Annotated in this window: 26 protein-coding genes; 21 read left to right on the top strand and 5 right to left on the bottom strand. The window is 37.8% G+C overall.

Annotation, left to right across the window (positions count from 1 at the left end):
• Positions 1–19 precede the first annotated feature (19 nt).
• The 16 genes from ACPLOV_RS02520 (at position 20) to ACPLOV_RS02445 (ending at position 15,464) form a co-directional block, all read left to right on the top strand.
• Positions 20–2,308: a phage tail protein gene (locus ACPLOV_RS02520; protein WP_424910540.1), complete on the top strand. Its 2,289-nt coding sequence runs from the start codon at positions 20–22 to the stop codon at positions 2,306–2,308.
• Positions 2,308–3,024: a distal tail protein Dit gene (locus ACPLOV_RS02515; RefSeq protein WP_424910539.1), complete on the top strand. Its 717-nt coding sequence runs from the start codon at positions 2,308–2,310 to the stop codon at positions 3,022–3,024. The genes ACPLOV_RS02520 and ACPLOV_RS02515 overlap by 1 nt, the downstream gene beginning before the upstream one ends.
• Positions 3,024–4,643, top strand: coding sequence for a phage tail spike protein (locus tag ACPLOV_RS02510; RefSeq protein ID WP_424910538.1), 1,620 nt, complete (start codon positions 3,024–3,026; stop codon positions 4,641–4,643). Before ACPLOV_RS02515 ends, ACPLOV_RS02510 begins: the two co-directional genes overlap by 1 nt.
• A 6-nt stretch (positions 4,644–4,649) precedes the next feature.
• Entirely contained in the window at positions 4,650–6,239 is a 1,590-nt protein-coding gene (locus ACPLOV_RS02505; RefSeq protein ID WP_424910537.1) for a hypothetical protein, read from the top strand.
• Positions 6,240–6,328: 89 nt separating this feature from the next.
• Positions 6,329–6,748: a phage holin family protein gene (locus ACPLOV_RS02500; RefSeq protein ID WP_424910536.1), complete on the top strand. Its 420-nt coding sequence runs from the start codon at positions 6,329–6,331 to the stop codon at positions 6,746–6,748.
• Positions 6,745–7,749, top strand: coding sequence for an N-acetylmuramoyl-L-alanine amidase (locus ACPLOV_RS02495; RefSeq protein WP_424910535.1), 1,005 nt, complete (start codon positions 6,745–6,747; stop codon positions 7,747–7,749). The genes ACPLOV_RS02500 and ACPLOV_RS02495 overlap by 4 nt, the downstream gene beginning before the upstream one ends.
• Before the next feature lie 53 nt (positions 7,750–7,802).
• Positions 7,803–8,021 carry an SHOCT domain-containing protein gene (locus tag ACPLOV_RS02490; RefSeq protein ID WP_424910534.1) on the top strand — a complete coding sequence of 73 codons (219 nt, stop codon included), beginning with the start codon at positions 7,803–7,805 and terminating at the stop codon, positions 8,019–8,021.
• A gap of 61 nt (positions 8,022–8,082) precedes the next feature.
• Positions 8,083–9,651, top strand: coding sequence for a recombinase family protein (locus ACPLOV_RS02485; RefSeq protein ID WP_424910533.1), 1,569 nt, complete (start codon positions 8,083–8,085; stop codon positions 9,649–9,651).
• Positions 9,615–10,106: a recombinase gene (locus ACPLOV_RS02480; protein ID WP_424910532.1), complete on the top strand. Its 492-nt coding sequence runs from the start codon at positions 9,615–9,617 to the stop codon at positions 10,104–10,106. Before ACPLOV_RS02485 ends, ACPLOV_RS02480 begins: the two co-directional genes overlap by 37 nt.
• A complete protein-coding gene (locus tag ACPLOV_RS02475; RefSeq protein ID WP_424910531.1) occupies positions 10,069–11,637 on the top strand; it encodes a recombinase family protein in 1,569 nt (522 codons plus the stop codon). Before ACPLOV_RS02480 ends, ACPLOV_RS02475 begins: the two co-directional genes overlap by 38 nt.
• Before the next feature lie 252 nt (positions 11,638–11,889).
• Complete coding sequence (locus ACPLOV_RS02470) at positions 11,890–12,285, top strand: (deoxy)nucleoside triphosphate pyrophosphohydrolase (RefSeq protein WP_424910530.1); 396 nt, start codon at positions 11,890–11,892, stop codon at positions 12,283–12,285.
• Positions 12,278–13,108: an HNH endonuclease gene (locus ACPLOV_RS02465; RefSeq protein ID WP_424910529.1), complete on the top strand. Its 831-nt coding sequence runs from the start codon at positions 12,278–12,280 to the stop codon at positions 13,106–13,108. The genes ACPLOV_RS02470 and ACPLOV_RS02465 overlap by 8 nt, the downstream gene beginning before the upstream one ends.
• A gap of 38 nt (positions 13,109–13,146) precedes the next feature.
• Positions 13,147–13,551, top strand: coding sequence for a hypothetical protein (locus ACPLOV_RS02460; protein WP_424910528.1), 405 nt, complete (start codon positions 13,147–13,149; stop codon positions 13,549–13,551).
• A 1-nt stretch (position 13,552) separates the two neighbouring features.
• Positions 13,553–13,726, top strand: coding sequence for a hypothetical protein (locus tag ACPLOV_RS02455; protein WP_424910527.1), 174 nt, complete (start codon positions 13,553–13,555; stop codon positions 13,724–13,726).
• A gap of 117 nt (positions 13,727–13,843) precedes the next feature.
• On the top strand, positions 13,844–14,326 hold the full coding sequence (locus ACPLOV_RS02450) for a hypothetical protein (protein WP_424910526.1): 483 nt from the start codon (positions 13,844–13,846) through the stop codon (positions 14,324–14,326).
• A 127-nt stretch (positions 14,327–14,453) separates the two neighbouring features.
• Positions 14,454–15,464, top strand: a complete 1,011-nt coding sequence (locus ACPLOV_RS02445; protein WP_424910525.1) for a hypothetical protein — start codon at positions 14,454–14,456, stop codon at positions 15,462–15,464.
• A 432-nt stretch (positions 15,465–15,896) separates the two neighbouring features.
• Here ACPLOV_RS02445 and ACPLOV_RS02440 read toward each other — a convergent pair whose 3' ends face one another.
• Entirely contained in the window at positions 15,897–18,467 is a 2,571-nt protein-coding gene (locus ACPLOV_RS02440) for a PAS domain S-box protein (protein ID WP_424910524.1), read from the bottom strand.
• A gap of 423 nt (positions 18,468–18,890) precedes the next feature.
• Between ACPLOV_RS02440 and ACPLOV_RS02435 the strand changes: the two genes are divergently transcribed.
• Positions 18,891–19,895, top strand: a complete 1,005-nt coding sequence (locus ACPLOV_RS02435) for an asparaginase (protein WP_424909551.1) — start codon at positions 18,891–18,893, stop codon at positions 19,893–19,895.
• A gap of 31 nt (positions 19,896–19,926) precedes the next feature.
• Positions 19,927–21,201, top strand: a complete 1,275-nt coding sequence (locus ACPLOV_RS02430) for a dicarboxylate/amino acid:cation symporter (RefSeq protein WP_424909552.1) — start codon at positions 19,927–19,929, stop codon at positions 21,199–21,201.
• Positions 21,202–21,253: 52 nt separating this feature from the next.
• Here the strand turns inward: ACPLOV_RS02430 and ACPLOV_RS02425 are convergent, their stop codons facing one another.
• Complete coding sequence (locus tag ACPLOV_RS02425; RefSeq protein ID WP_424909553.1) at positions 21,254–21,919, bottom strand: YczE/YyaS/YitT family protein; 666 nt, start codon at positions 21,917–21,919, stop codon at positions 21,254–21,256.
• Between the two features lie 204 nt (positions 21,920–22,123).
• Here ACPLOV_RS02425 and ACPLOV_RS02420 point away from each other — a divergent pair, with 204 nt between their 5' ends.
• Together ACPLOV_RS02420 and ACPLOV_RS02415 are read left to right on the top strand one after the other, a co-directional pair.
• Entirely contained in the window at positions 22,124–22,948 is an 825-nt protein-coding gene (locus tag ACPLOV_RS02420) for a GNAT family N-acetyltransferase (protein WP_424909554.1), read from the top strand.
• A 34-nt stretch (positions 22,949–22,982) separates the two neighbouring features.
• Positions 22,983–23,282, top strand: coding sequence for a carboxymuconolactone decarboxylase family protein (locus ACPLOV_RS02415; protein ID WP_424909555.1), 300 nt, complete (start codon positions 22,983–22,985; stop codon positions 23,280–23,282).
• A 77-nt stretch (positions 23,283–23,359) separates the two neighbouring features.
• Here ACPLOV_RS02415 and ACPLOV_RS02410 read toward each other — a convergent pair whose 3' ends face one another.
• On the bottom strand, positions 23,360–23,863 hold the full coding sequence (locus ACPLOV_RS02410; protein ID WP_424909556.1) for a flavin reductase family protein: 504 nt from the start codon (positions 23,861–23,863) through the stop codon (positions 23,360–23,362).
• 173 nt (positions 23,864–24,036) lie between these two features.
• Between ACPLOV_RS02410 and ACPLOV_RS02405 the strand changes: the two genes are divergently transcribed.
• Positions 24,037–25,254: an EAL and HDOD domain-containing protein gene (locus ACPLOV_RS02405; RefSeq protein ID WP_424909557.1), complete on the top strand. Its 1,218-nt coding sequence runs from the start codon at positions 24,037–24,039 to the stop codon at positions 25,252–25,254.
• Here ACPLOV_RS02405 and ACPLOV_RS02400 read toward each other — a convergent pair.
• Positions 25,235–25,927: an LrgB family protein gene (locus ACPLOV_RS02400; RefSeq protein WP_424909558.1), complete on the bottom strand. Its 693-nt coding sequence runs from the start codon at positions 25,925–25,927 to the stop codon at positions 25,235–25,237. The two genes, ACPLOV_RS02405 and ACPLOV_RS02400, sit on opposite strands and share 20 nt — an antisense overlap.
• Positions 25,920–26,285, bottom strand: coding sequence for a CidA/LrgA family protein (locus tag ACPLOV_RS02395; protein WP_424910523.1), 366 nt, complete (start codon positions 26,283–26,285; stop codon positions 25,920–25,922). Before ACPLOV_RS02395 ends, ACPLOV_RS02400 begins: the two co-directional genes overlap by 8 nt.
• Positions 26,286–26,420: the final 135 nt, after the last annotated feature.

Raw genomic sequence — 26,420 nt, 5'->3', positions numbered from 1 at the left:
CAGGAAAGGAGGCGGTTATATGGCAGACAATTTTGGCTTGAAGATCGGGATTGAAGGCGAAAAGGAATTTAAAAACGCCATTCGTGAGATTAACCAAAGCTTTAATGTACTGGGTAGCGAAATGAACCTGGTCGCATCTCAGTTCGACAAGCAGGATAAATCAGTTGAAGCTGTTACTGCAAGAAACAAGGTGCTTAACAAAGAGATCGAATTGCAGAAAGAAAAAATAGCTACTTTGGAGAAAGCGCTTGCCAATGCCGCCTCATCTTTCGGAGAAACCGACAGACGTACTCAGTCATGGCAAATACAGCTTAATAATGCCAAAGCCGAGCTGAACAAAATGGAGCGTGAGCTGGAGGCAAACAACAAAGCGCTGGATAATGCAGAAAAAGAGTTTGATGAAGCGGAAAAACAAGCGGATGAATTTGGCGACGAGATTAAAAAAGCCGCGGATCAGGCGGATGACGCGGGCGGTCGCTTTGAAAAACTGGGCGGCGTTTTGAAAGGAATCGGCTTGGCCATGGGCGCAGCCCTGGCGGCCATTGGTACGGCGGCGGTCGGCGCGGGAAAGGCTCTTGTGGATATGTCGGTAAATTCCGCGGCCTATGCTGATGAAATTCTAACCGCTTCAACCGTAACCGGCATGTCCACCGACAGCCTGCAGGCGTATAAATACGCCGCAGAACTTGTGGATGTCTCATTGGAAACTCTGACCGGCAGCATGGCAAAGAACGTCAAGTCCATGTCTTCCGCAAGAAAAGGCACTGGCGAGATCGCGGACGCTTACCGGAAGCTCGGCGTTTCGGTCACTGATGTCAGCGGTAACTTACGCGACAGCGAAGCCGTATACTGGGAAACCATAGATGCACTTGGTAAGGTGTCCAACGAAACCGAGCGCGACGCGCTGGCCATGCAGATCTTCGGAAAATCTGCGCAGGAGCTCAATCCACTAATCGCGCAGGGTTCGGCAGGCATAGCTGAACTTACCGAAGAAGCAAAACGCATGGGCGCGGTTATGAGCGAAGATTCGCTCAAAGCTCTCGGGAAATTCGATGACAGTATCCAGCGGCTCAAGGCTGGCAGCACAGCGGCCAAGAACATGCTGGGCACCGTACTGCTCCCCCAGCTTCAGGTGTTGGCCGACGACGGAGTTGCGCTTCTTGGGGAATTTACTCGTGGATTATCTGAAGCCAATGGCGACTGGACGAAGATAAGCGGGGTCATCGGTAATACGGTAGGAAGCCTTGTGAGCATGCTGATGGAAAACCTGCCAAAGCTCATTCAGGTAGGCTTGGATATCGTCACCTCCGTCGGCGAGGCTATTGTGGACAATCTTCCAGTTATTATAGACGCGGCGGTACAAATTGTCATGACACTTTTGCAGGCTTTGATTGACGCACTGCCGCAGATAACAGACGGCGCCCTGCAGCTTGTAATGGCGCTGGTGCAAGGAATCATTGACAATCTTCCTGCTTTGGTGGAAGCTGCAGTTCAAATGGTTGTTACGCTGGCGACTGGTATCGGGGAGGCGCTTCCGGAGCTGATCCCGGCTATTGTCGAAGCCGTCATCCTTATCTGTGAGACGCTGATAAACAACATGGATCAGATACTTGAAGCAGCATTTGCCATTATTGAAGGGTTAGCGCAGGGACTTTTGAACGCTCTGCCAAAGCTTATAGAGGCATTACCTCGGCTTATTATGGCCATCATAAACTTTATCACAAATAACTTGCCGAAGATTGTGGAGATGGGCATACAGCTTACTGTCCAATTGGCAGCAGGCCTTATCAAAGCAATACCCCAACTTGTGGCAAGCTTGCCTCAAATTATATCCGCAATTATCCAAGGGTTGGGAAAGGCTATTCCCTCAGTTGCAGATATTGGCAGGAACATCGTAAAAGGATTGTGGGAAGGCATCCAAAGCCTTGGAAGCTGGATAAAGGACAAAATATCAGGTTTCTTTTCCGGAATCGTTGAGGGGGCAAAAAATCTCCTGGGCATACATTCACCATCAACAGTTTTTGCTGGTATCGGGAAAAACATGGGTGAAGGAATAGGAATAGGGTTTGATAAAGCAATGAACACAGTCGTACAGGATATGCAAAAGGCTATTCCTACTGAATTTGAGATAGATGCAGGTCTTAAGACGGGTGCTTCAGGCATCACTGGAAAGAGTGCTGTAAATGGTAATGGATTTATACTCCATATTGAAAATTTCTATAACAATACGGAAAAGGATATTGAGCAGCTTGCTTATGAATTTGAGTTTTATAGACAGCGTTTATCCTTGGCAAGGGGTGGTGCATAATGCTTAGTTTTGTCTTTAATAGCAAAGACAGTTTTAAAGATTATGGGATATTTATAGAAAAGCGGCCCAATGTACCTTCTCCAAAGCGAAGAGTTTCATACATTAGCATTCCGGGAAGAAATTCGAGTCTGAGATATGACGAGGAAACCTATGAAGATATAACCTTATCCGTAGAGTGTGCTGTAATTGGCAATATACAAGGCAAAATTGACGATATTAAGGCATGGCTCATTGGTTCAGGCGAAAGTGACCTTATTTTCAGTTTTCAGAGCGATAAGAAATACAGAGCACAGGTTGTAAACAGCATCGATTTTGAAATCATCCTGAAAATTGCCTCCCGGTTTGTCATTCTGTTTAACTGCAGGCCTTTCAAATACTCAGTAATGAATGAGGTTATTAATATTACTGAAGGAACAGGAACCTCTGTTTTTAACCATGGGACTGTTAAGAGTAGGCCTATAATAAAGGTTTATTGTTCAGGAGATGGCAGTTTTGTTATTAATGGCCGGGAAGTCAGACTAACAAACATTGATAAGCCTTATGTTGTTATTGATAGCGAGTTTGAGGAAGCCTATTTTGTTGAAGGTGGAATCCTATTAAATGCTAATAATTACATGTCCGGCGAGTTTCCTGTTCTTGATATTGGCAATAATATTGTTGCTTTTAACGGTGGGGTTTCTAAATTAGAAATCACTCCCAATTGGCGGTGGTTGTGATGATTCATGTTTATGATAAAAAAGAGAAGAGCTTTGATAAAAATGGGCTTGCGGTTTTACATGAGGTAGTGGAATGTAAGATAATCGAAAAGCTTAATAATGAATATGAGTTGATCTTGTCATATCCTTTGCATTCAAAAAAAGCGCAATATCTTAAACCCTTTAATATAATCAAAGCTGACGGTCAGTTATTCAGGATTTATAACACTGATAAAGACAGTAAAGCCGGATTAGTCACTGTTTATGCCCGGCATATTTTCTACGACCTTTTGAACTGCATCATTGAAGATCGGCGGGTGGAAAACAAAACCTGTCAAGAAGCGCTTGATATAATACTGGAGGAAATGGGACTTTCAGAAGTATATACAGCCGAATCGGATCTTACTGAAGTTGCTACGCAATATCTTGTTAAGAAAAATGGGGTTGAGGCTGTTTACCTGCTTGTAAATGAATGGCAGGGGGAGCTGGTCAGGGATAATTTCAGAATCGCCATTATGAAAAGCAAAGGTAAGGACCGGGGAGTGCACATCAGGTATGGCAAAAACATCATCGGCATCAGCGAAAAGCTCAACTCCGACAATGTGGCGACCTGGATTTACCCGGTTGGCATGGATGGAATTACTCTGCCGGAGAAATATTTATTAAATCCGCTGTGGGAAGGTTCGGATTACCCTGATTTTGCTCTCGTCAAGATGGTTGAGTTTAAAGAGGTAAACAGCGAAGGGCTGCTGAGAATAGAAGCGCAAAAGTATCTGGATGCCCACGCCCTTCCCGATGTCAATTACAAGGTTGATTTCATCCTGCTTGGGCAGACCGAGGAATACAAGAACTACAAGGCTTTGGAGCAGGTGGAAGTGGGGGATATTGTAACGGTATCGCACAGCATCCTCGGTATTGATATAAAGGTTAAAGTGATCGGTGTTGAAAAAGACCTTTTAAGCACCAAAAACACCAAGGTGGAACTGGGGCAGCCTTTAAGCACCCTTGACCGGTATTTTGCTGAAATTTCAAGAAACAGTGAGATTTTGGCTAGCACCATCTCCCAGGCCTTAAGCTCTATGCTGTATTATACAAATCCCAGCACACTGGAGGTCGGGGCTGTTGAAAAGGAAGTCATTTATATGCCCATTGGTACTGTGAGAAATACAAATATCATGTCTTACTTGATTTTGAGTGTGAATGCCTCTTCTGTTTGCACTTTAACTATAAAATATAGCCTCGATAACAGTATCATTCCAATCAATTTAAAACAGAAGCTGCAGATAGGAGATAACTTAATAGCAGTACCAATGGCATTGGTGGCTATTTCGGAAGGCGGTCACTATTTTAGTGTAAAGCTGTGTCTCGATACGGGTTCTATTACAATCCTGCCAAATGGTCTGCAGCTTGCTATTGACGGAAGAAATCTAACAGGAGGTTTAAGCTCGGAAATACCCCATGCAGAAGCAAGAGAAGAACTGAAGTACTCCGACGTAAGTTCAAATAGAGTGACTTACAATTATATAGTAGAGTCAAAAGTTCCTATTCCTGCAGCATGTACTGAAATGCTTATATATACTGATGTCAGCGAAAACCGGACAACTGAAGTTGTAGATATTATTTTAACGCAGGAGGTGTGATAAAAAATGCGTGTAGCCAAAGGCTATGACAAAAAATTTATAGATGGAACAATCAAAGAGCATGTAAAGATGAAACCGGATATTGAGATAAACGGTATAGTCACAATTCAGCTGTTTGATGAAAATGGTAAGCTGGAGCGTGAAATAAAGACTGAGAATCGCATTGCCGACTCAATTGCGAGAATGGCTTTCATGGATTATTTTTGCTGCAGGATAAGAGGAAATCCATGGGGCAGGCAATGGGAGTATAACGACGCGGAGGTGGGCAGCACCCAATCCACGAAGGATTCAAATTATACTGAATCAGGCGGATATTACTCATATTTTACTGCCCCATTTCGCCATTTATTTCTTACGGATGATACTACACCGGAATCAGGCTTTGCTAGAGCCATAAAAGGAAATATTATAGGCTGGGCGGATAAGTCAAGGCCGTATGCGGGCTCAAGTACAGTAAAAGGCACAATTAATCTCAGCGAATCTTTCTTTACGGAAAGTAATCTGCATTTTGTATTTGACTTTCCGACAAGTGCTGCAAATGGAACATTTCAGAAGCTGTGGTGGTGTGAGATGAAATATGATTCATCAACACAGGAAATATTATATGGTTTAAAGGAAATATCAAGAAATTTCAAATTAGACAGTTATAGCAGCAAGTCTAAAAATATTCCTGCATCAACAAATTTCACTCCAGGAAACTACAGTTCATATAGATTCAGGGTGTTTAAATACAACAACAAACTCTATATTATTGGAGTAAATTACAATACAGCAAAGGCATGTATGGGAGTAATCAATCTTGATACCGAAGAGTATTCAGAAGTTGACTTATATACTACAATGGGGCTAACATCCTCAAGTTACAGGCCATCGGCCTATTTGATGGCACAAGACAATAATTATGTATATATGATTTATCCATCATACAACAATAAACTTCATAGGCTGAATCTTGATGATAATACCAAGGTTGAAACAACGCTAACAAATAGCTACTATACGCTTATTGGCCAGCAAATACCTGAAATACCTTCAAACTGGTATAGCAATATTGACTCTTATTTACAGAATGGGTTAATGGGGTGTAAAAATGGAAAATTGTATATACCTTTAAGATACAATAATGGTGGAACAAACAAGACATTTATATTGGTGTGCAATCCTGATGCGAATTTAACAAAGACAGCTTTGTATGACTTGAGTACAACAACTACACCTGCAGGACCATTTTCAACCAGTGCAATGTCATTGAATGGATATGATTTGAAACTGCAGCCAAGAGATGCAGACACTTGGTTTGTTTGTAATGGAAACTATACTTTCATAACGGATAACAATTTTAATATCATCGATATATCATTTAGAAATTATTCCTTTGACTACCAATATGTAGTTGAGGATACAGGTGGATGTGCCGTAAAAAGATATTATGTTCCAAGCAGCAGTTCAATTTATAACTGGCAATATTACTGGACATTATGGGAACCTATTGCTGCAATGACCCTGCTGCCAAGTCCTGTAACCAAGACACCGACAAACACAATGAAGATTCAGTACGACTTTAACATCCAAAGGGCGGATCCGTTTCAGCCATAGAATGTAACAACTTTAATTTTTGAAAGCGCCTTTGTTGATTCAGAGGTGCTTTTTTATATGGAAATTTATAAAGAAATGAGGGATTTGATATGAAAGAAGTTTGGAATTGGATGCAAATTGCATTCACTGCTATTGGCGGATTTCTTGGCTGGTTTTTTGGAGGGCTGGATGGATTTTTATATGCTCTCATCGCTTTTGTGGCCATTGACTATGTGACTGGTGTGATGTGCGCCATTGTGGACAGAAAGCTTTCAAGTGAAGTCGGAGCCAAGGGCATCTTTAAGAAGGTGCTTATTTTTGTACTTGTGGGTGTGGGACATATCATCGACAGTCAAGTTCTCGGTAACGGTGGGGCAATCCGGACAGCGGTAATTTTCTTTTACCTGAGTAACGAGGGTATTTCAATTCTTGAGAATGCAGCACATATAGGACTGCCTATCCCTGAAAAGCTGAAGAACGCGTTGGAGCAACTGCATGGCAATTCAAGTGAGGAGGATGGGAAGAAATGAAGCTTTTTACCAAATACATGACGCGAAACGACTGCTATACGGCAGGCCGGAAAATCACGCCTAAAGGAATCATGGTGCATTCAACGGCAACGCCGGGCGTAATGGCGGCCGACTGGTTTTCCCGCTGGAACAAATCTTACAAAGCCGGTGAAATAAATAGGCAGGTCTGTGTTCACGCCTTTGTGGACGATAAAGAGGTTTGGCAATACCTGCCTTGGAATCATCGCAGTTGGCATGCAGGAGGAGCAGCCAACAATACCCATATTGGTTTTGAAATCTGTGAACCTGCCGGGTTTTTGTATAAATCCGGGTCGGTAATGGTGGGTTACGATGCAGCAAAGCAGGAAGATTATTTCCGTAAAGCGTGGCAGAATGCGGTTGAACTCTGCGTTATGCTCTGCAGGGAGTACGGCCTTAACGAGAATGATATCATCTGCCACTGTGAAGGGTATAAGCTCGGTATTTCCAGCAATCATGCTGATGTGATGCATTGGTTTCCCAAGCATGGGGAGAGCATGGACACTTTCCGTAAAGCAGTGAAAAATGCGCTGGAGAACAACACAGATAACAATACGGATATTGGAATTGGCGATATAGTGGAGTTTAAGGACAGCGCAAAAAACTACTACCCCGGCAGTGTGGAAGTTCCAACGTGGGTCAAAAATGACTATTACCACAGGGTCACACAGACTTTATACAAAGGCAAGCCGGTCGTAAAAGGCGGCAAAGAATGTGTTTTGCTTGGCAAAAAGGTTAGAAAATCTGGCGGTCTAGAGATTGCAGGCATAAACGCTTGGGTAGCAAAAGAAAACCTTGTAATTGTGAACAGCATTCCTGATAACAAGAGCAATAGAACCTATACAGTGCAAAAAGGCGACACCTTATGGAGAATAGCGGAAAAAGAACTCGGCAGAGGAACAAGATACCCGGAGATTAAGAAACTTAATGGCCTGACTTCAGATGCTATTTACCCCGGACAAGTTTTGAAATTGCCGGAATAACGATAAAGGACAGCCAATCAAGGCTGTCCTAAATTTTTATAGGAGGTGCTTGAATGATAGAGGCGGCTAATCATTTACCATATAACCCGCAGGAAACTAACTATACAAAGATAACACAGGAAGAACTTCAAAGAGAGGTTGATTACTGGCGGGCATATAAAATCCTGCAAAAGATGCTTAAGACAGGACTGATTTCAGAGGAAGAATTCGACAAAATCGACAAGTTGAACCGTAAAACTTTCTCGCCGATGTATGCACAGCTTATGGCCTAATTAGCTTGCTATTAGCGACATACAGAGGTAATATGTCACATACCCAAAGGAGGTGAAAACAGTGAGAAAGGTAACGAGGATTGATGGGAACAATGCTCTTCAAGCTTTCAAGCCAAAGTTGAGGGTAGCGGCTTATTGCAGGGTTTCAACCGAAAGTGATGAACAAATGGCAAGCCTGGAAGCACAAAAGAGCCATTATGAATCCTATATAAAAGCAAATCCTGATTGGGAATTTGCAGGGATTTATTATGATGAAGGCATTTCAGGCACAAAAAAGGAGAATCGGACTGGACTTTTAAGACTGCTTGCAGATTGTGAAAACAAGAAGATTGACTTTATTATAACCAAGTCAGTCAGCAGATTTGCAAGAAATACAACCGACTGCATTGAGATGGTGCGAAAACTTACCGATCTCGGTGTTTTCATCTATTTCGAGAAAGAGAATATAAACACACAGCGCATGGAAGGCGAATTGGTGCTGACAATTTTGAGCAGTCTTGCAGAAAACGAGTCATTATCCATTGCAGAAAATAGTAAGTGGTCTATCAGACGTAGGTTCCAAAACGGAACATACAAAATTTCGTATCCTCCCTATGGTTACGATTATGTGGATGGAAAGCTATTTATCAATAAAGAACAGGCTGAAATCGTAAAGCGGATTTTTTCCGAGGCTTTGGACGGTAAAGGCACACAGAAAATTGCAGATGGGTTAAATTCGGATAAAATCCCAACAAAGAGAGGTTCACACTGGACAGCGACAACTATCCGTGGCATTTTAAGCAATGAAAAATATACTGGGGATGTCCTTCTGCAAAAAACCTATACAGATGAGAATTTTAAGCGGCATTATAATCGTGGGGAAAAGGATCAATACATGATAAAGGGTCATCATGAAGCCATTATATCCCATGAGGAATTTGAAGCCGCCCAAGAGATATTAAAGCAAAGAGGAAAAGAAAAAGGTGTAATCAAGGGAAGCAGCAAGTATCAAAAACGCTACCCTTTCTCGGGGAAAATCAAATGCGCAGAATGTGGCAGCAGTTTTAAGCGTCGAATTCATGGCAGCGGTGACCGTAAATATATTGCATGGTGCTGCACAAAGCATATAAAGGACGCTTCGGCTTGTTCAATGAAGTTTGTCAGAGAGGATGCGATCCATCAGGCCTTCGTTGTTATGATGAATAAGCTTATTTTCGGTCATAAGTTCATTTTAAGACCATTGCTGCAAAGCTTAAAGAAAACAAATTACTCAGATAACATAGCAAAGATTCAAGAACTGGAAACTAAAATCAAAGAAAATACAGAGCGGGTTCAGGTGATTATGGGACTTATGGCCAAAGGATACCTGGAACCCGCTCTTTTTAATACACAGAAAAATGAGCTGCTCAAAGAAGCGGTTTTATTAAAAGAACAAAAGGAAGCCATAAAACGCGCAATCGATGGGAGTCAGACTATCCTTGTTGAGGTAGAAAAGCTTCTTAAATTTACAACGAAAGCTGAAAAGCAGATTGATGAATTTGATAGTGAAATATTTGAGGATTTTATTGAAGAAATCATTGTGTTTTCACAGGAGGAAATAGGTTTCAAGATGAAATGCGGGTTGAACTTAAAGGAAAGGTTGGTGAAATGATGAGCCATATACCTTTTGGGTATATCATTCAAAATGGCAGGGCTGACGTTAATGAAGAGGAAGCAGTTAAGATTGAGAAACTATTTGAGGCTTATCTTTCCGGGCTTTCTTTAACCGATGCGGCTCAAAAAGCGGGCATTAAGCGCTACCACACATCTATTGCAAGAATGCTGGCAGATAAACGGTATGTTGAGGATAAATTCTATCCGCCAATTATCAGCAGGGACACATTCGAAAAAGCACAACTGGAAAGACGCAGGCGAGCTGAGGCGCTTGGCAGGATTTATGAACATAAAGGAAATGAAAAGAAAATCTTAAATTTTAGGTTTCATGCTTCAATGCCAGATAATCTATACGATGATCCATTTCAGCAGGCAGAGTATGCTTATAGTCTTATTAAGAGCGAGGTGATTTTAGATGACAACGAGGAATGTTACAGTAATTCCTGCCCGTAAGCGAATTGGGAATAGTGCAAAGGCCGAGGAATTGCCTAAGCTTCGGGTAGCAGCCTATTGCCGTGTTTCTACGGACAGCGAGGAGCAGGCAACCAGTTATGAAGCGCAAATCGAGCACTACACAAACTACATCAAAAGTAATCCAGAATGGGAGTTAGCCGGTATATTTGCAGATGAAGGTATTAGCGGAACCAACACAAAAAAGCGTGAAGAGTTTAACCGGATGATAGAAGAATGTATGCAGGGCAAAATCGATATGATAATCACAAAATCTATCAGCCGTTTTGCAAGAAATACGCTGGACTGCCTAAAGTACATAAGGCAGCTTAAAGAAAAAAATATTCCGGTTTACTTTGAAAAGGAAAATATAAACACAATGGATTCCAAAGGGGAAATCCTGTTGACCATTATGGCTTCTTTGGCGCAGCAAGAAAGCCAATCGTTAAGCCAGAATGTAAAACTGGGTATTCAGTACCGATATCAGCAAGGAAAAATCCATATTAATCACAACCGGTTTCTTGGCTATACAAAGGATAAAGATGGCAACTTAGTTATCGTGCCAGAAGAAGCTGAAATTGTTAAACGCATTTATAGAGAATACCTCGAAGGTTCCAGTATGCTGCAGATAGCTAGGGGTTTGGAGGCTGACGGAATTCTGACGGGTGCAGGCAATTCAAGATGGCATACCAGCACCATCAATAAGATTTTGAGGAATGAAAAATATATCGGTGATGCGCTGCTGCAGAAAACCTATACAGTAGATTTTTTATCGAAGAAAAGGGTACCAAATAACGGTATAGTTCCACAGTACTATGTAGAAAACAGCCATGAGCCTATAATCCCGCGTGAAATCTTTATGCAGGTTCAGGAACAGCTTGTCAGAAGAAGATGTGTGCATATAAGTAAGAACGGAAAGAAGAGAAACTACAGCAATAATCATCCTTTATCCCAAATGGTGTTCTGCGGCAAGTGTCATGAAATATTCCGCAGGGTTCATTGGAATAACCGAGGAAAGAAATCAATCGTATGGAGATGTGTTAGCCGATTAGAAAATACCGGTTTGTTTTGTACCGCTTCCACTATACTTGAAGATACGCTAAAAGAGAAGATTGTAGAAGCCATCAATATAGCCGTCAGCGGAAAAAACTCTTTTCTGGCTATACTGAAAAAGAATATTGAAACCGTATTAAGCAAGCATTGGGATGAAAGTACAGCAGATATTGATAAAAGGCTGGAAGAACTTCAAACCGAATTAATTCAAAAGGCAAATTCAAAGGAAAGCTATGATAATATTGTCAATGAGATTTACCGCTTACGGGATTTAAGGCAAGAAACCCTTTCAAGAAACGCCCTCCGTCAAGATAAGCGGGATCGGATTGCTGAGATGACGGACTTCCTTCACACGCAAACCGGTGATATTACGGAGTTTGATGATAAACTGGTTAGAAAATTAGTTGAAAAAGCGACTGTATATGATGACAAGATAGTGGTGGAGTTTAAGTCTGGATTAGAAATAGAAGTGAATCTATAGGATTGCAATAAGATTGCCGCCAGTTGAGGAGGAAACCTTCTTAATTGGCGGCATTTTTATTTTTATACAAATATATAAACAAATATATAGACAAATAAATTTTTGTATTATATAATTGTAGCAAGGTGGTTAATTATGGCATATATCCAGATAAGAGCAAGGAGTGAGTGCTACCTAACATGTTTGGCAGGGTTACACATTAAATTGGAGGGTAAATATAGCGACTTTGAAGAGATACAAGAGGTGTAAGTTATGAATAGAATTAGAGTCGCAGCAGGAGTTATTACAGATAATGATAAAGTTTTAATTACTAGACGTGCACCAAAAGAAAATTTCGCTGGAGGATGGGAATTTCCAGGTGGGAAGATTGAAGCTAACGAAACCCCCGAAGATTGCCTTACTAGAGAACTTAAAGAGGAGCTTAATATCGATGTTTCTATTGATAAATTTTGTACTGAGGTAACTCACGATTACGGTAATATGAACATTTATCTAATTGCCTATTATTGTACAATAACTGACGGGACAATTCAGATATCTGTTCATGATAAGTATAAGTGGGTTAAAATAATTGATTTACTAAAATTTGAGCTTTTACCAGCAGATATTCTGATTGCTAAAAAGGTAATGGAGGATTATCATGAGTAGTTTTTGCAAATTTAAAATTGGACAAATTGTAACCCATTCAGATATTATAGCTGAATTTAAGTGCGGAAATATGGGGGGAATGCGCCGGTCAAAAGCAACCAATTCCCTAGTTATAATATCTGATCATACAAAAGGTTTGTACGAAGACAAATGGTTTGGAGATGTTTTACATTATACGGGTATGGGTAAAAATGGGGACCAAGATCTGAATTTTATGCAGAATAAAACACTAGCAGAATCTGATAGAAATGGTGTAGAAGTTCATCTGTTCGAAGTGCTGGTACCTACAGAATACATATATCGTGGTCTTGTATCTCTGGCAGGTAAGCCTTATCAGGAAATACAAAAAGGTGAAGATGGGGTTCCAAGAAAAGTATGGATGTTCCCTTTGAAGTTACAAACTGGTTCACAGGCTATTCCCGAAGCATCATTTAATAAATACATTAAGGAAAAAGAAAAGATAGCTGAAAGATTAACACTGGATGAGTTAAAAGAACGTGCAGAGCAAAATGAAAGTGATAAAGTAAGTAGTCGTAATGTTACAAGTAATGTTTTTATTAGAGATGCATTTGTAGCAGAATATGCTAAACGAAGAGCCAATGGTGTATGTCAACTATGTGGGCAAAAGGCTCCCTTCTATAATAAAGAGGGCATTCCTTATTTGGAGTGCCATCATATAGAGTGGCTTTCAGAGGGAGGAAGCGATACTATTGAAAACACTGTTGCACTATGCCCAAATTGTCATAGGAAAATGCATATTTTAAACTTACCTTCTGACAAAGAAAAATTAAAAATTCAAGCAAAAATCAGGTTATCCAAATAAAGCATGGGTATACAGAGCATGTTATGAGGAGGTTAATCGTGGATATTAAAATTGATAGCTTAATTCCTTTTGATTCATTAAAAACAAATATAGATCATGTATTTTCTGTCGTTGATAAAAATGGAAAAGTCGTTCTGCTTAAAAATAATAAGCCAGCTTATATAGTCTTAAAATATGATGAAAACAATTTAACTGATACAGGAATTGGCATGCAAGAAATGCCTAACTATACACTCCATGAAGCAATGAGAATAGTTTTATCAGAGGCAGAAAACAAGACGATGCATGCAGCTGAACTTGCTGATGAGATATACAGGCGCAGGCTGTATTTAAAAAAGGATGGCAGTAAGGCGGAATATACACAGATTAGGGCAAGGTGTGGGCATTACCCGGATATGTTTGAAGCATTGCCTGGCAACTACATTAAATTGAAGGAGGATTAGAATGTATATCTGTAATGACCCCGTTTGTGATCCAGTTTGCGATTTTTGCTGGTTTTGTGAACACGACGAAAATGGTGTACCTAAGTGTTGTACAAAGGGAAAGATTAAGGAATTTGATGATGGTTTAGGATATTGCGATGAATTTAAATGTAGTATACATGAAAAACAGCCGTAATGTGGATCTTAAAGTGATTACCAGTTTATTTATCCTTACTAACAGGCTTTTTTTGAAACATATTTATCAGTGAAAACTGATTATAATAGATTGTTAAGATGAAAGGGATGATAAAGATTGGTTCAAATACAATCATTGATGCGGGCTGTAATAAACTTTTATAATTTTAACAACAGAAATGCTTCCGTAGTAATCACGAGAGTAAAAGAACACGACAGTGAAAAAATGTTCATGGGCAGACTAGAAAGAGCGATTTTTGACTCATGTGATGAAGACTGCAAGGCAACTCCATCAAGATATGCAATATGGGGAGAAGACATTCGTAGTTTAATTATTTCTGCAAAAGAAGCAATGAAAAATGGGAACATCGAACAAGCAGAAAAATTAATGAATCAAGTTATTAATAGTATGGGCGCTTTTATAGACGCTCAATTGATACTGAGCAACTTGCCTGGAAATATCAGCTTTGTAAAGTCCAAAGATATTATTAAATCTTATTTAACCAGCTTACTAGAAAACAACTGGGTATCACATCCTGAAAAGGACTATTTAATCGACAGCATGAAGGAGATAATGAACAGAATTGAGGAAAGCGATTGATTAATTAAAGAGCCATACCGTCCTTGCTGTTGAGCTAGAAAAAATATCAGATATTTATTGTGCGTGGATAAAGTTTAGACTACTCAGGATTTATTAAAGCAACCAAATGTAAATGGGGTGATGCTGTATGACAGATGTTCAAGTAACAATAGATGGAATTATTCTTTATTGTGACGAAAGTGTTACTGCACTACAGTTAGGAAACGGATATACAATTAAAAAATTATATTTTGATGAGATACCATTTAGGAATAAAATAATCGATGGTAACGGAAAAATTGCAATTAGTTATTTAGGTTCACAGCGACAAGATGAAATAGGCACTTTTTTCATGTGCCTACATAAAGACGATACATATCAAGTGCAATTGCCAGAGATAGTACCAGGTGTTATATATACAGATAGAGATTTTGACTGTAGTAATCAATTGGAAGCCTATTATAACAGCGAAATGGAATACCTTCACAAAATTTTTTCCTTATTACGAGTATTCAAAAAGGGGAATATTGGTTTGAAAGAGGTTTTTATGGAGCACCGCTTTTCAGCTCTGGGTGGTTTTATAAATAATACACATAAGCAAACAAGCGATAATGTATCAAGAAACATCACAGACAATACAGTTTATACACTGACCCAGGAAGAAGTAATTCGCTGCAATCAGTTTCTGCAGGAGTATTCGGGACAAGAATACCTATTGTTAAAAAGCTGTATTGATGAATTTGTTTGGGGATTAGAACAGGTTGATCTTCCGACAGGATTTGAACAGTATACTACTGCTTTAGAAATGATATTCCTTAATAAAAATCAACAGGGAAAGAAAGAAGTGCTTTCGAAAAGAGTAGCTGTATTGCTAGAAAGCGACGCGACCAGAGTAAGGACACTTTATGATAAAATGAAGAATTTTTACAGATATCGTTCTGATTCATTGCATGAGGGTGATGGTAGGAATATTTCAGCCATAGAGTTAAAAGAAATGGAAGAAATAGTACGAAATGTGCTGCTTAAATACCTTGAATTGTGCAAAACAGCGCTTCATAATAACCCTTCTGTTACATGGGATGAAATCAAGAATAATAAAATAAATGAACTGAAAGCTGCGGTTCAGTCGGCGATACTTGCTGGTACACTTCCTGTGTAGACATGTTCCCACATACGGATGATTTTCAAAAAACAGCAAAAAACCTATTGATATGTTCCCGTAAACGTAAGGTGCAAAAAATCAGCCCAAGACATCAATCCAAGCGGCTCGTTCCACGTGGAATGTGTTGCGTTGATGACATGGATTGAGAAATAGGGAATATTGAAAAACACTTTATAATAAAGGATTTTCAAAGTTAGATGAGAAACTGATATTTAAAGTGACGTTTTTTGTCTTACAACCACCGTGAAATTTCTTTTGTAATGTATTTAAAATTGGTATTAAAATTGCTCCCCTTGAAGCAGAAGTTTTATAATTTTAGACTGTCTACTGAAAGGGGAGCATGTTCAATTATAAGCTTATAAAATTATTCTTTTTTATAACTGTCATACCTTAAATTTTTCTACCTGTCCCTCTATACGTTTTGCTACATCAAGAACCTGCTGTGCATTTTTTCAATACTTTTAAAAAAATTTCAACTATATTAGGATCAAACTGTGTTCCAGCATTTTTTTTAATTTCTGCAATTGCTTCCTCTCTGGTTAAAGCTTTGCGGTAAGGGCGGTCGCTTATCATGGCATCATAGGCATCGACAACTGCAAGTATTCGGCACAACAGTGGGATTTCCTCGCCTTTTAGCCCTTTTGGATAACCCTTGCCGTCCCATCTTTCATGGTGGCACAGTATGTATTCGGCTATTTGCACCAGTTCAGGAGTATTTTGCGCTATACGGCAGCCTACTTCCGGGTGCTTTTTCATTTCCTCCCATTCTGGTTCCGAGAGCGCGGAGGGCTTTTTTAAAATTTCCTCCGGTATTCCTACTTTTCCGATGTCGTGCAGGACTGCAAGAAGTGATAGCTCGTCTATTTCTTTTGGAGAAAGCCCCATATCCCTGCCTATATTTATGCAGCAATTTTGTAGCCGTTCTGCATGTTCTTTTGTTTCTGTGCTCTTTGCAAAAAGTGTAGCCAAAAGTGTATTTATTATACTTTTCCGGTAGCTTTTAGAATCATTTAATTTTTGGCGGTACATCATTTCTTCCGCTTCTTTTATAACCTTTTCTAACTTTTCTTCGGGAGATTTTTTTATAGAACAGCCTAATGCCATGCTCAGCTGCAGGTTTTTTGTGCTTTTTTCTTTGCATTTATCTTTAATTTTTTCAGTGATTTCCTGGGCGGCCTTTAAGTTTGTTTCTGGCAGTAATATAAGGAATTCATCCCCTCCCCAGCGGGCGATTACATCTTCTTTTCTGCAGCTTTCTTTTATTGCTTCGGCTGCTTTTTTCAGGAGGTCATCCCCTTCTTCATGTCCAAAAACGTCATTAGCCAGTTTTAAACCATTTACATCGGCCATAATAATTGCAAAAGAAGTTTTTCTTTGTTCAAAGCTTTTAAGCTTTTCTTCCATGTATCTCCTGCTATAAAGGCCTGTTAAGGTATCGTGATTGCTTAAATAGAGGATTTTTTCCTGCCATTCTCTTTCTTTGGAAACATCTCGAAAGACCATAATTACACCAAAAATATTGCCCTTTTCATCTGTAATGGGTGCCGCACTGTCTGCAATGGAAATTTTTCTATTGTCCTTTGTGACGAGGGCGGTATGGTTGGCTAAGCCTATTATTTTACCGGATTTTAGTACTTTTTCTATAGGGCTTTCTACCTTTTCTCCAGTTTCCTCATTTATAAGGCAGAAAATTTCGCCAAAAGGCAAACCTGCTACTTCATTTTCATTCCAGCCGCTTATCTCCTGAGCTACTTTGTTCATTAGAATAATACGTCCCATAGAGTCAGTGGCAACAACCCCATCTCCTATGGAACGGAGGGTAATTGAAAGGAGTTCTTTTTCTTCATTAAGCTTTCGTTTTAGCTCCTCCCGTTCTGTTACATCAAATATTATTGAAAAAAGTACTTTTTTATCACCGAAATTTATTGGAGCTGAATAAACATCGACAAGTCTTATTTCACCGCTCTTTAAGCGATGGGGAAAAACAAAGTATTTTTGTTTTTTCTGCAAAGCCATCAGACGCTTTTTTTCAACTTCTTCTTTTGGGAGCATATTTATGTCCTGAATATGCATTTTTAGCAACTCTTCCTTTGTATAACCGTAAAATGAACAGGCAGCCGGGTTGGCATCTAAAATTTTTCCTGTAAATGGTTCAATAATAAGCATTATGGCAGTATGCTCATTAAACATGGCTTGGTATCTATTTAAAAGCTCTTCTTTTTCTTTTTCTGCCTTCTTTTGCAGTGTTATATCCTTTCTTGAACCGACTATGTATTTAATACTGCCGTTTACGAAAACCGGTGTCAGGCTGGTAAGCCAGACTTTTTCTCCTGCCGGCATTTTAAGAGTTTCTTCATAAGTTATCGCTGCACCGGTTTCTAAGCATCTTTTATAGTCGGATTCTAATATCTTTCCCAGTTCTTTTCCTGCAACTTCCACCGGTGTTTTGTCTTTGATCATATCTAATGAAAATCCGGTTAATTCCTGATGAGCTTTGTTATTTCTGATATACCGGAATTCTCCGTTTTCTACTTTGACTAAAAATATCGCATCGTGAGTACTGTTAAATATGGTATCCAATTCGATGGTTAATTTTGAAATAATTTTTTGTTGCTCTTCCAGTTGCTTTATTTTCTCCATTTCAGCGGTTATATCTTGAAAAAAGGTTACAAAGTGATATTTTTTAGGGGAAAGGGCAGTAATTTTATAATATCTGTTCAATTCTTTTGAATATTGGGAAAATTCTCTTTTACCGCCGTTTAATGCAATATAACCGTAAAATCCTATCCAATCAAAAGAGTCTTCTTTAATTCCCGGCAGTATTTCAGTTAATTTTTTTCCTAAAATATTTTCTTTTTTTAGGCCGGTCATTTGCTCAAAGGCTGTATTGACATCCAAAAATACATAGTCTACTGGTATCCCTGATTCGTTTAAAATTATTTTGTGGTATGCATAGCCAAAAGGCGCCTGTTTTAATATTTCCAGGGTTATTTCTTCCATAAATGCCTCCTCCCTATTTAAATAAGTATCAACAATAAAAACATTCTAAATATATAAAAAATATTAAAGATATTTATACATATTTTATCATAATTTGTCGAATGAGTTAAGTAATTCCACAGGAAAAATATGGACAAAATAAAAAATAGAAAATAAAAAAAATTAAGAAGGAAACTGCATTTAAAAGTCGAATTTTTAAAATAAAAGACATTATGCCGGCGGAATAACCTTTATGAGTAACAGTTTTCATGGGGTGCAGGTCTTGTTCCCGGAACGGGTACAGTTATTTCTATGATAGTTTCTAAAAAATATATAGATTTTATGAAAATTCCAATACTTACAATGGAAGATGTAGATAAATATATTGCTGTTATTTTAGTAGGCCTATTAAATTATGCTAAAAGAAATGGGGAGTGCTAAAAAATGAAGAAAATATTATTGCTTTCAACAGGTGGGACAATAGCATCAGCCTCCGGAGAGGATGGATTGGTTCCGAAGTTATCAGGGGAAGAGATGATAAAACTTATTCCCGAACTGGAAGGAATATGTGAAATTGATTGCAGGGAAATAATGAACTTTGACAGTACAAATATTCAGCCGGAAGAATGGATAATTATTGGTCGTGAGGCATTTGAAGGTCTGAAAAAATATGATGGTGTAGTTATTACTCACGGAACGGATACCATGGCTTACAGCGCTTGTGCTTTGACTTTTATGCTGCGCAACTTGAATAAGCCCGTGATTTTTACCGGTTCGCAACTTCCAATTGAGCATCCACAAACGGATGGGAAGAGAAATATTCTCGACGCTTTTAAAGTGGCCGTATCCGGTTTGGCAGGAGTATATATAGTTTTCGACGGTAAAATCATTAAAGGTGTGCGCTCATCAAAAGTAAGAGCCCTCGGTTTTGATGCCTTTAAGAGCATTAATTATCCGTATGTTGGCCGTGTTGAAAATGGAAACGTGATTATTGAACATGGTATTGATAAAATGCCTGAAGGGCAGGTAGAACTCGATGATAAATTCGATCCAAGGGTTTTGCTTTTTAAGTTAACTCCCGGTTTTTTGCCCGAGGTTATTCCCGCGGTTTTAAAATTGGGATTAAGGGGGTTGATTATTGAAGGTTTTGGGTTGGGAGGAATACCTAATTTCAGGAGAAACATTATTCCTGAAATTGAAAAAGCATTAAAAGAGGGAATTGCGGTTGTTGTAACAACTCAATGCTTGTTTGACGGTAGTGATTTGACTGTTTACGAAGTAGGGGTAAAAGCTTTAAAAGCAGGTGTGATTCCGGGTTACGATATGACTACCGAAGCTATCATAACAAAGCTTATGTGGGCTTTGGGCCATACGGACAAATTGGAAGAGGTCAGAAAAATAATGATGACAAACTATGCCGGTGAATTTAGTATAATTAAAAACCACTGAAAATCGTATTAATTAAAAAAGGAAAAGCCTTTTGTGTAAATACAAAAAATTAAAGGGGTATTTTTATGGGGTAGAACAGACTTTAAGACTTGGTAAAAGGCCTTTGTACGCCCTGATAGCAGTTTTTATAGGTGCTATTGCAGGGTGGATAATAGGGCCGGGGGTTTCAGTTATAAAACCGCTGGGTGATATTTTTATTGCGCTTTTGAAGTTCATTGTAGGACCGCTGATTTTTGTTTCTATTGCAACGGCAGTAACTACGGTGCAAAGTTTCAAAAGACTCGGGAAAATATTCGGTGGATTTTTGGTTTACTGGTTTATTTTTGGACTTATAGCAGCAATCATAGGCTACACCATGGCTAATATCATGAAACCCGGTGTAGGAGTTCAATTGGGAGCAAAGGAAATACAATTGGCTCAAGTTTCTGCTGCTCAGGTATTAATGAGCTTTATACCTAATAACCCCGTGAGAGCATTTTTAGAACTTAACACTATGCAGATTATTATCTGTGCTTTGTTAACCGGGTTTGCTATTGCTTTTTTGAACAATGTGGCTCCCGAGGAACACAATTTCCTTAAAAAACTGTTTGAATCCTTACAGGCATTGATATATAAAATTGTTGACTTTATTTTATGGTATGCTCCGATAGGAATCTTTGCATTAATGGCGAATCTGGTAGGTACGGTTGGAACCATGGGGTTAGCATCCCTTGGTAAAATGGTATTCACCCAATGGGTAGCGTATTTTGTAATGTTGTTAGTTATTCATCCTCTATTTATGATGCTGGTTTTAGGGGTAAATCCTCTAATATTCTGGAAAAAAGTATATCCCGCAATGCTCACTGCCTTTGTTACACAAAGTAGCTCGGCTACATTACCAATTACTTTAAGGGTTACAAAGACACTGGGCGTTCCGGGAGATGCTGCGGATGTAATTATACCCCTTGCTGCTACCATCAACATGCAGGCGGTGGCTGCAGAAATGCCAATATATGCGGTATGGGTAGCACAGATGCATGGGGCTAATTTAACGGCAGCTCACGTTGCCGTGGCTTTGATGATGGGAGTATTCGGTGCTGCAGCGTGTGCCGGTGTTCCGGGTGGAGGTATAATGATCGCGGCTTTAACGTTACAGACCTTAGGACTGCCTTTGGACCCGGTAGGTTGGATAGCAGGTATTTACGTAGTTATTGATATGTTCAACACAATGCTTAACGTTACCGGCGATCCGCTGGGTGTTATGACCGTTTCGAAATTTGTACTGAAAGAATTCGATAAGAAAAAATTTCAGGCTCCTTCCGAATAATCTGGATTTTGTATAAATAATAATATTTTGCTCTCAGTATAGAGAGCATTTTTTATGATTTATTAATTTCTCTTATTGTAGTAAAACATTGCTTAATTGTATTTTCAAAAGTCTCATGTTTGACTTTTGTAGCATCAAACTTAAAAATTTTGAAAGTAATCTGGATAAATAACCCAATTAAAAGGGCAAATAACACCGTTCCAATTCCAATCATTCCACCGAGCTTCCAACCGGTTAATGCTACAATTAGCTCTATAAGTCCACGGCAAAAACCTATGGGATAACCTGTTTTGCGGGAAAGGGCTACCATCAAGCTATCCCTTGGCCCAGCTCCAAAAGCTGATTGAATGTATAAATAAGTAGCGAATGAAAAAATAATCATTCCAATTATTAACATAATTATTCCTGTAATGAAATTATTTGAAACCGGGATTATTCTGAGATTAAGTATAAGATCTAAAAACATTCCAATTAAAATCATATTTAAAAGTGTACCAAGGCCTACCTTTTCTCCCAAAAGGATTATTAATAATAAAATTAAGATTCCGGTTGCAATAGAAGCGGTACCAATACTTATCCTCAGGGTACTTGCCAATCCTGCATGAAAAACATCCCACGGAGAAAATCCTATGCGAGCATTTATTGTAAAGGCTATTCCCAAAGCACAAAAGAAAAGCCCTGTTAATAGTTTTATTAATCGAAAGTAAAATTGCTTCATTTTTTGGCTCCTTTCTTTATCGCTTAAGTTAGATAATAAAGTAATGTTGAATATATTATATTTTCTCCGCAGGATAAGGTTTTGTCAAGAAAAATATATAATACTCTTATTTTAACGTTAGCTGAATATTGCGTATATTAATAAATAAGAATATAATAAAAAAGTAACATTGTCATTAAATTGCCCGGCTTAGGAGTGATTAATTTGCTAAGGCTATTGACCGAGATGGATAGGGATATAATAATTGAGTACATAAGAAGGTATCCCTTTGAAACCACCTTTATCCAGGGAAATATTTCTAATTTCAGCATTGAAAATGATAAAAATATAAGAAGATGCGGGGATTATTACGGTTATTTTAAAAGCGGCAGGCTTGTAGGCATTATTCCCTTCTATAACTTAGGAAGCTCGACACCGCATTATGAGGATGAGGAGTGTATTGAAGCTTTTTCAGAGCTAATTTTAAAATACAATGTAGAATTCTTACTGGGAATGAAAAAAGTAATATTGCCCTTATTTGACAAAATTAAAGATGTAAAAAAAATAAAATTATGCGATGAAGATAGCTTTCAAGTTAATGAAAAATTAACACCCTATGAAAATTCGAAAATAAAAATCATGGATTTTCATGAACTGCCTTTAGAAGAAGCTGCGACCTTTGCTGTGGAAGCTTCAAAAAAGGGATTTGATATGGAAGTAAGTATTGAAGAAAAAATAAAAACTTTTAAAGAAAGGTCAAAAGAAGAGGATTACATATTTGCAATCTACAATGATGAAATCGTAGGGCAGGCATATATTCAGGTGTCAACGGATTTGGTAAACCAAATAGGCGGGGTATATACCAAGGAAGAATACAGAAATAAAGGAATATGTAAAACAATGGTTTCCGAACTTTGTAAAAGGATAGTTAACAGGGGAAAGAAACCGGTATTAATGGTAAAAAAGTATAATACACCTGCAGTTAAAGCCTATGAAAGGCTTGGGTTTTCCCATTTTGATGATTATATGATGGTAAGGTTTGATAATTGAAATCAAAAAATAACTAAATTGGGGGTATAATTATATGTCAAGAAATTATCCGCCTTTTATCAGTGTTCTGGAGCAAAAGGATCCCAAACTATTTGAAATCGTATCGAAAAATTTTGATCTGGCTATGGGACCCGGAGAGCTGGAACCAAAGGTGAAAGTATTGATAGCCCTTGCCTTAGATGCCTTTGCAAATTCTCCTGAAGGTGTAGAAAGCCTTTCAAAGACTGCAAGGCAAATGGGAGCAACGGAAGGGGAAATAGCGGAAACTTTGAGAATTGCTTATATGGTGTCGGGTATGAAAACGTTGAGCACTTTAAGTAATGCCTTTAAGTAAAATTAAAGTATCACGACTTATTAAAAAAGCCTCCTTTATGGAGGCTTTTTTAAATTTACTTGCTTATTTTATATAGGTCACTTGATATAAGTCGTCGCTGAGGGAGGGGTTTTCCCCTTTATAACCTTTTGATAATAATCGTAGGTTAATGGTTCGGAATCATCAATAATCTCACTGTCAATTAGTTTTCCAAGGAAAAGGGTGTGTGTAGGTGTATCAAAAGTGTTTATTACATCGCATTCTAACCATGCGGTGCATTTATCGATTACCACGGGTGCACCGGAATTTGAGAGTTTGAAGTTTACTTTTGAAAATTTATCCACATCTCTGCCGGATTTAAAACCAAAATTTCCAATAAAATTAAAGTCTGCCTTTTGGGATAAAATTGAGATAGTAAATTTTTTTGAAGAGGAAATGTATTCATGAGTTAAGTTTGATTTATTTATACTTGCTATTAATAGAACCGGATCTGATGTAACCTGAAATACAGAATTAGCAATTTGTCCATTGAATTTTCCGTTTTTAAGAGAACTAACGATGTAAAGCCCATAAGAGATTTTTTTTAGCGCATTCTTGTCCACAAAATCCCTCCTAAAAAATTTTTTTAATAATTTTTTACCTGTTGTAAAAATTATACATACAAAAGAATTCGAAAATTATTGGAAAATGGCAAAATTTCGGGTAATATTTTCTTATAGAGATATACTAATTTAATTATAAAATATTTTCTAAATATAATATAGAGGTAGATAATATGGATATTTTCGTTGCCAGGCAGCCAATTTTTAATAAAAACTATAAAGTAATTGGCTACGAGATCCTTTATCGAAACAGTTCTGCAAATAGTTTTAGTGAAAATCTTTCACCTGAAGAAGCTACTATCAAGGTATTGAATAATGTGTTTATTCAGATGGGTATTGATTTAATTACAAGAGGGAAAAAAGCTTTTATCAATTTTCCTGAGAGAATTATTAAAAATAGATTTCCCGAGTTATTTTCTAAGGATTTTATAGTTATAGAAATTCTGGAAAATATTGAACCGGATATTAGTTTTATAGAGACCATCAAATTATTAAAAAATAAAGGCTATAAAATAGCAATTGATGATTTTGAATTGATAAATTATAAAAGATATGCAGGTTTACTTGAGCTTGTAGATATAATTAAAGTGGATTTTTTAAAAAATGATAAAAAATCTCTGGCTTTAATACCGCGAATATTTAGCGGTAAAAATATGACAATTTTAGCCGAGAAAATTGAAACCCTGGATGATTTTAAGTTTGCCATTAACAACGGGTATGAATTATTTCAAGGATATTTTTTCCAAAAGCCCGAAATAATATCGGGTAAAAGTATATCAGTAATAAAGAAAAATTATTTTGAAATTATAAAGGAATTAAATAAAGATGAAGTCAATTTTGACAAAATTGAAGAAATAATAGAAAAAGATGTTTCTTTGTCCTATGAACTGCTTCGGCTTGTGAATTCCTCAATTTATTATAAAAGAAATGATATATATTCTATAAAACAGGCATTAGTCTTTTTAGGTTATGAAGAATTAAGAAAATGGATGGGAATCATGCTGATAAAAGATTTAGTAAAGGATAAGCCTGATGAATTAACATTAACTTCACTTGCAAGGGCACGATTTTGTGAAATAATAGCTAAAGAAATAGGGGAAAAAGAAGAAAGTACTTTAGCATATTTTACAGGATTATTTTCTATGATTGATGTGATTTTAAACAGGCCCATGGAAGAAATTTTGAACAATTTAATTCTTCCTGAACGAGTAAAAGAATCATTGCTGAAGAAAAAAGGCAGATTATGGGAAATATTGGATTTCGTTATATCTTATGAAAAAGGTGAGTGGGAAAGGGTAGAAAAATACTCAAAAATAATGAATATCGAAACTAATTTATTGGCAAAAATATATTTTTCAGTGTGGGAATGGCTCAATCTATTATCCCTTTAATAACATAGGGAAGTATAAAGGAAGTAATTACTCCTGCCACGCCGATAGCCAATCCGCTCATAGCACCCTCAATTTCACCTTCTTGAACTGCTCTTGAAGTCCCAAGTCCATGGGCAGCCGTACCTATTGCAATTCCTTTTGCAATTTTATTTCTTATTCCAAAAAAATTCAATACTTCCGGACCGGTTAAAGCACCGATAATTCCGGTAATTACTACTGCTGCAGAAGTAATAGAAGGATAACCGTGAAGCATATTTGAAATTTCCACTGCAATAGGTGTTGTTACGGATTTGGGAGAAAGTGATAAGGCAATTGTTTTATCCGCTCCTAATAAAAGTGCAATCATTGCAGAAGAGATAATACCGGTAAAGGAGCCCACCGTTATACCTATAAAAATGGCTAATTTGTATTTTAATATTGTATTAAAATTTTTATAGAGCGGAACGGCGAGAGCAACGGTAGCGGGACCCAAAAAAAAGCTTATATATTTTCCTCCCTCATTGTAATCCTGATAAGGTATTTTAAAGTAGCCAAGAAAGATAATTATTAAGATAATTGCAAGGGGGTTTGCTACGAAAGATTTTGTTCGATTTTGTACATACATGCCAATTTCAAAAGCAATAAAAGTAAGGGTTATTCCAAATAGAGGATTTTTTAAAATTTCCTCAATCATTTTCTTCAGCCCCACCTTTATCTCTTATTAAAAATTGCACAGTAAAGCCCGTTGTTAAGAGAACTGCATATGTACTAATTACAATTGAAAAAAGCAGGGGGAGGGCATTTTTATAAATTATATCTAAATACAATATTATTCCTACAGCCACAGGCACGAATAAAAAAGACAAAATTTTTATAAGGCCGTTTGCAACCTTTTCTACATCCTTTAATTTAACGATTTTGAAGTACAAAAATAAGAATAATAAAATCATCCCTAATACGTTTCCAGGGATTAAAAGATTAAGGCTTTTTGAAAGTAAATCCCCCGAGAAAAGGCAAAAAATTATAATTGAAAATCCTCTAATTATTTCCATAATCTATTACTCCTCGGATTAAAAATAAAAAAATTATAAGTAAAATAAATACCTGGCAGGTATAGATGATTATAACATTTTAACAATTAAATTGTCCATAATTTTACTTATTTGGATTATAAAAAATTAGGATCA

It is taken from the genome of Thermovenabulum sp., assembly GCF_049723235.1.
GTDB lineage: Bacteria > Bacillota > Thermosediminibacteria > Thermosediminibacterales > Thermosediminibacteraceae > Thermovenabulum.
Note: the sequence above shows the minus strand (reverse complement) of the source record. Positions and strands in the feature narration are given on the sequence as shown.

Excerpts from the sequence above, each read along its gene's own strand:
- ACPLOV_RS02520 (WP_424910540.1), top strand. The coding sequence starts at position 20 with ATGGCAGACAATTTTGGCTTGAAGATCGGGATTGAAGGCGAAAAGGAA.
- ACPLOV_RS02515 (WP_424910539.1), top strand. The coding sequence starts at position 2,308 with ATGCTTAGTTTTGTCTTTAATAGCAAAGACAGTTTTAAAGATTATGGG.
- ACPLOV_RS02510 (WP_424910538.1), top strand. The coding sequence starts at position 3,024 with ATGATTCATGTTTATGATAAAAAAGAGAAGAGCTTTGATAAAAATGGG.
- ACPLOV_RS02505 (WP_424910537.1), top strand. The coding sequence starts at position 4,650 with ATGCGTGTAGCCAAAGGCTATGACAAAAAATTTATAGATGGAACAATC.
- ACPLOV_RS02500 (WP_424910536.1), top strand. The coding sequence starts at position 6,329 with ATGAAAGAAGTTTGGAATTGGATGCAAATTGCATTCACTGCTATTGGC.
- ACPLOV_RS02495 (WP_424910535.1), top strand. The coding sequence starts at position 6,745 with ATGAAGCTTTTTACCAAATACATGACGCGAAACGACTGCTATACGGCA.
- ACPLOV_RS02490 (WP_424910534.1), top strand. The coding sequence starts at position 7,803 with ATGATAGAGGCGGCTAATCATTTACCATATAACCCGCAGGAAACTAAC.
- ACPLOV_RS02480 (WP_424910532.1), top strand. The coding sequence starts at position 9,615 with ATGCGGGTTGAACTTAAAGGAAAGGTTGGTGAAATGATGAGCCATATA.
- ACPLOV_RS02475 (WP_424910531.1), top strand. The coding sequence starts at position 10,069 with ATGACAACGAGGAATGTTACAGTAATTCCTGCCCGTAAGCGAATTGGG.
- ACPLOV_RS02470 (WP_424910530.1), top strand. The coding sequence starts at position 11,890 with ATGAATAGAATTAGAGTCGCAGCAGGAGTTATTACAGATAATGATAAA.
- ACPLOV_RS02465 (WP_424910529.1), top strand. The coding sequence starts at position 12,278 with ATGAGTAGTTTTTGCAAATTTAAAATTGGACAAATTGTAACCCATTCA.
- ACPLOV_RS02455 (WP_424910527.1), top strand. The coding sequence starts at position 13,553 with ATGTATATCTGTAATGACCCCGTTTGTGATCCAGTTTGCGATTTTTGC.
- ACPLOV_RS02445 (WP_424910525.1), top strand. The coding sequence starts at position 14,454 with ATGACAGATGTTCAAGTAACAATAGATGGAATTATTCTTTATTGTGAC.
- ACPLOV_RS02440 (WP_424910524.1), bottom strand. The coding sequence starts at position 18,467 with ATGGAAGAAATAACCCTGGAAATATTAAAACAGGCGCCTTTTGGCTAT.
- ACPLOV_RS02435 (WP_424909551.1), top strand. The coding sequence starts at position 18,891 with ATGAAGAAAATATTATTGCTTTCAACAGGTGGGACAATAGCATCAGCC.
- ACPLOV_RS02425 (WP_424909553.1), bottom strand. The coding sequence starts at position 21,919 with ATGAAGCAATTTTACTTTCGATTAATAAAACTATTAACAGGGCTTTTC.
- ACPLOV_RS02415 (WP_424909555.1), top strand. The coding sequence starts at position 22,983 with ATGTCAAGAAATTATCCGCCTTTTATCAGTGTTCTGGAGCAAAAGGAT.
- ACPLOV_RS02405 (WP_424909557.1), top strand. The coding sequence starts at position 24,037 with ATGGATATTTTCGTTGCCAGGCAGCCAATTTTTAATAAAAACTATAAA.
- ACPLOV_RS02400 (WP_424909558.1), bottom strand. The coding sequence starts at position 25,927 with ATGATTGAGGAAATTTTAAAAAATCCTCTATTTGGAATAACCCTTACT.
- ACPLOV_RS02395 (WP_424910523.1), bottom strand. The coding sequence starts at position 26,285 with ATGGAAATAATTAGAGGATTTTCAATTATAATTTTTTGCCTTTTCTCG.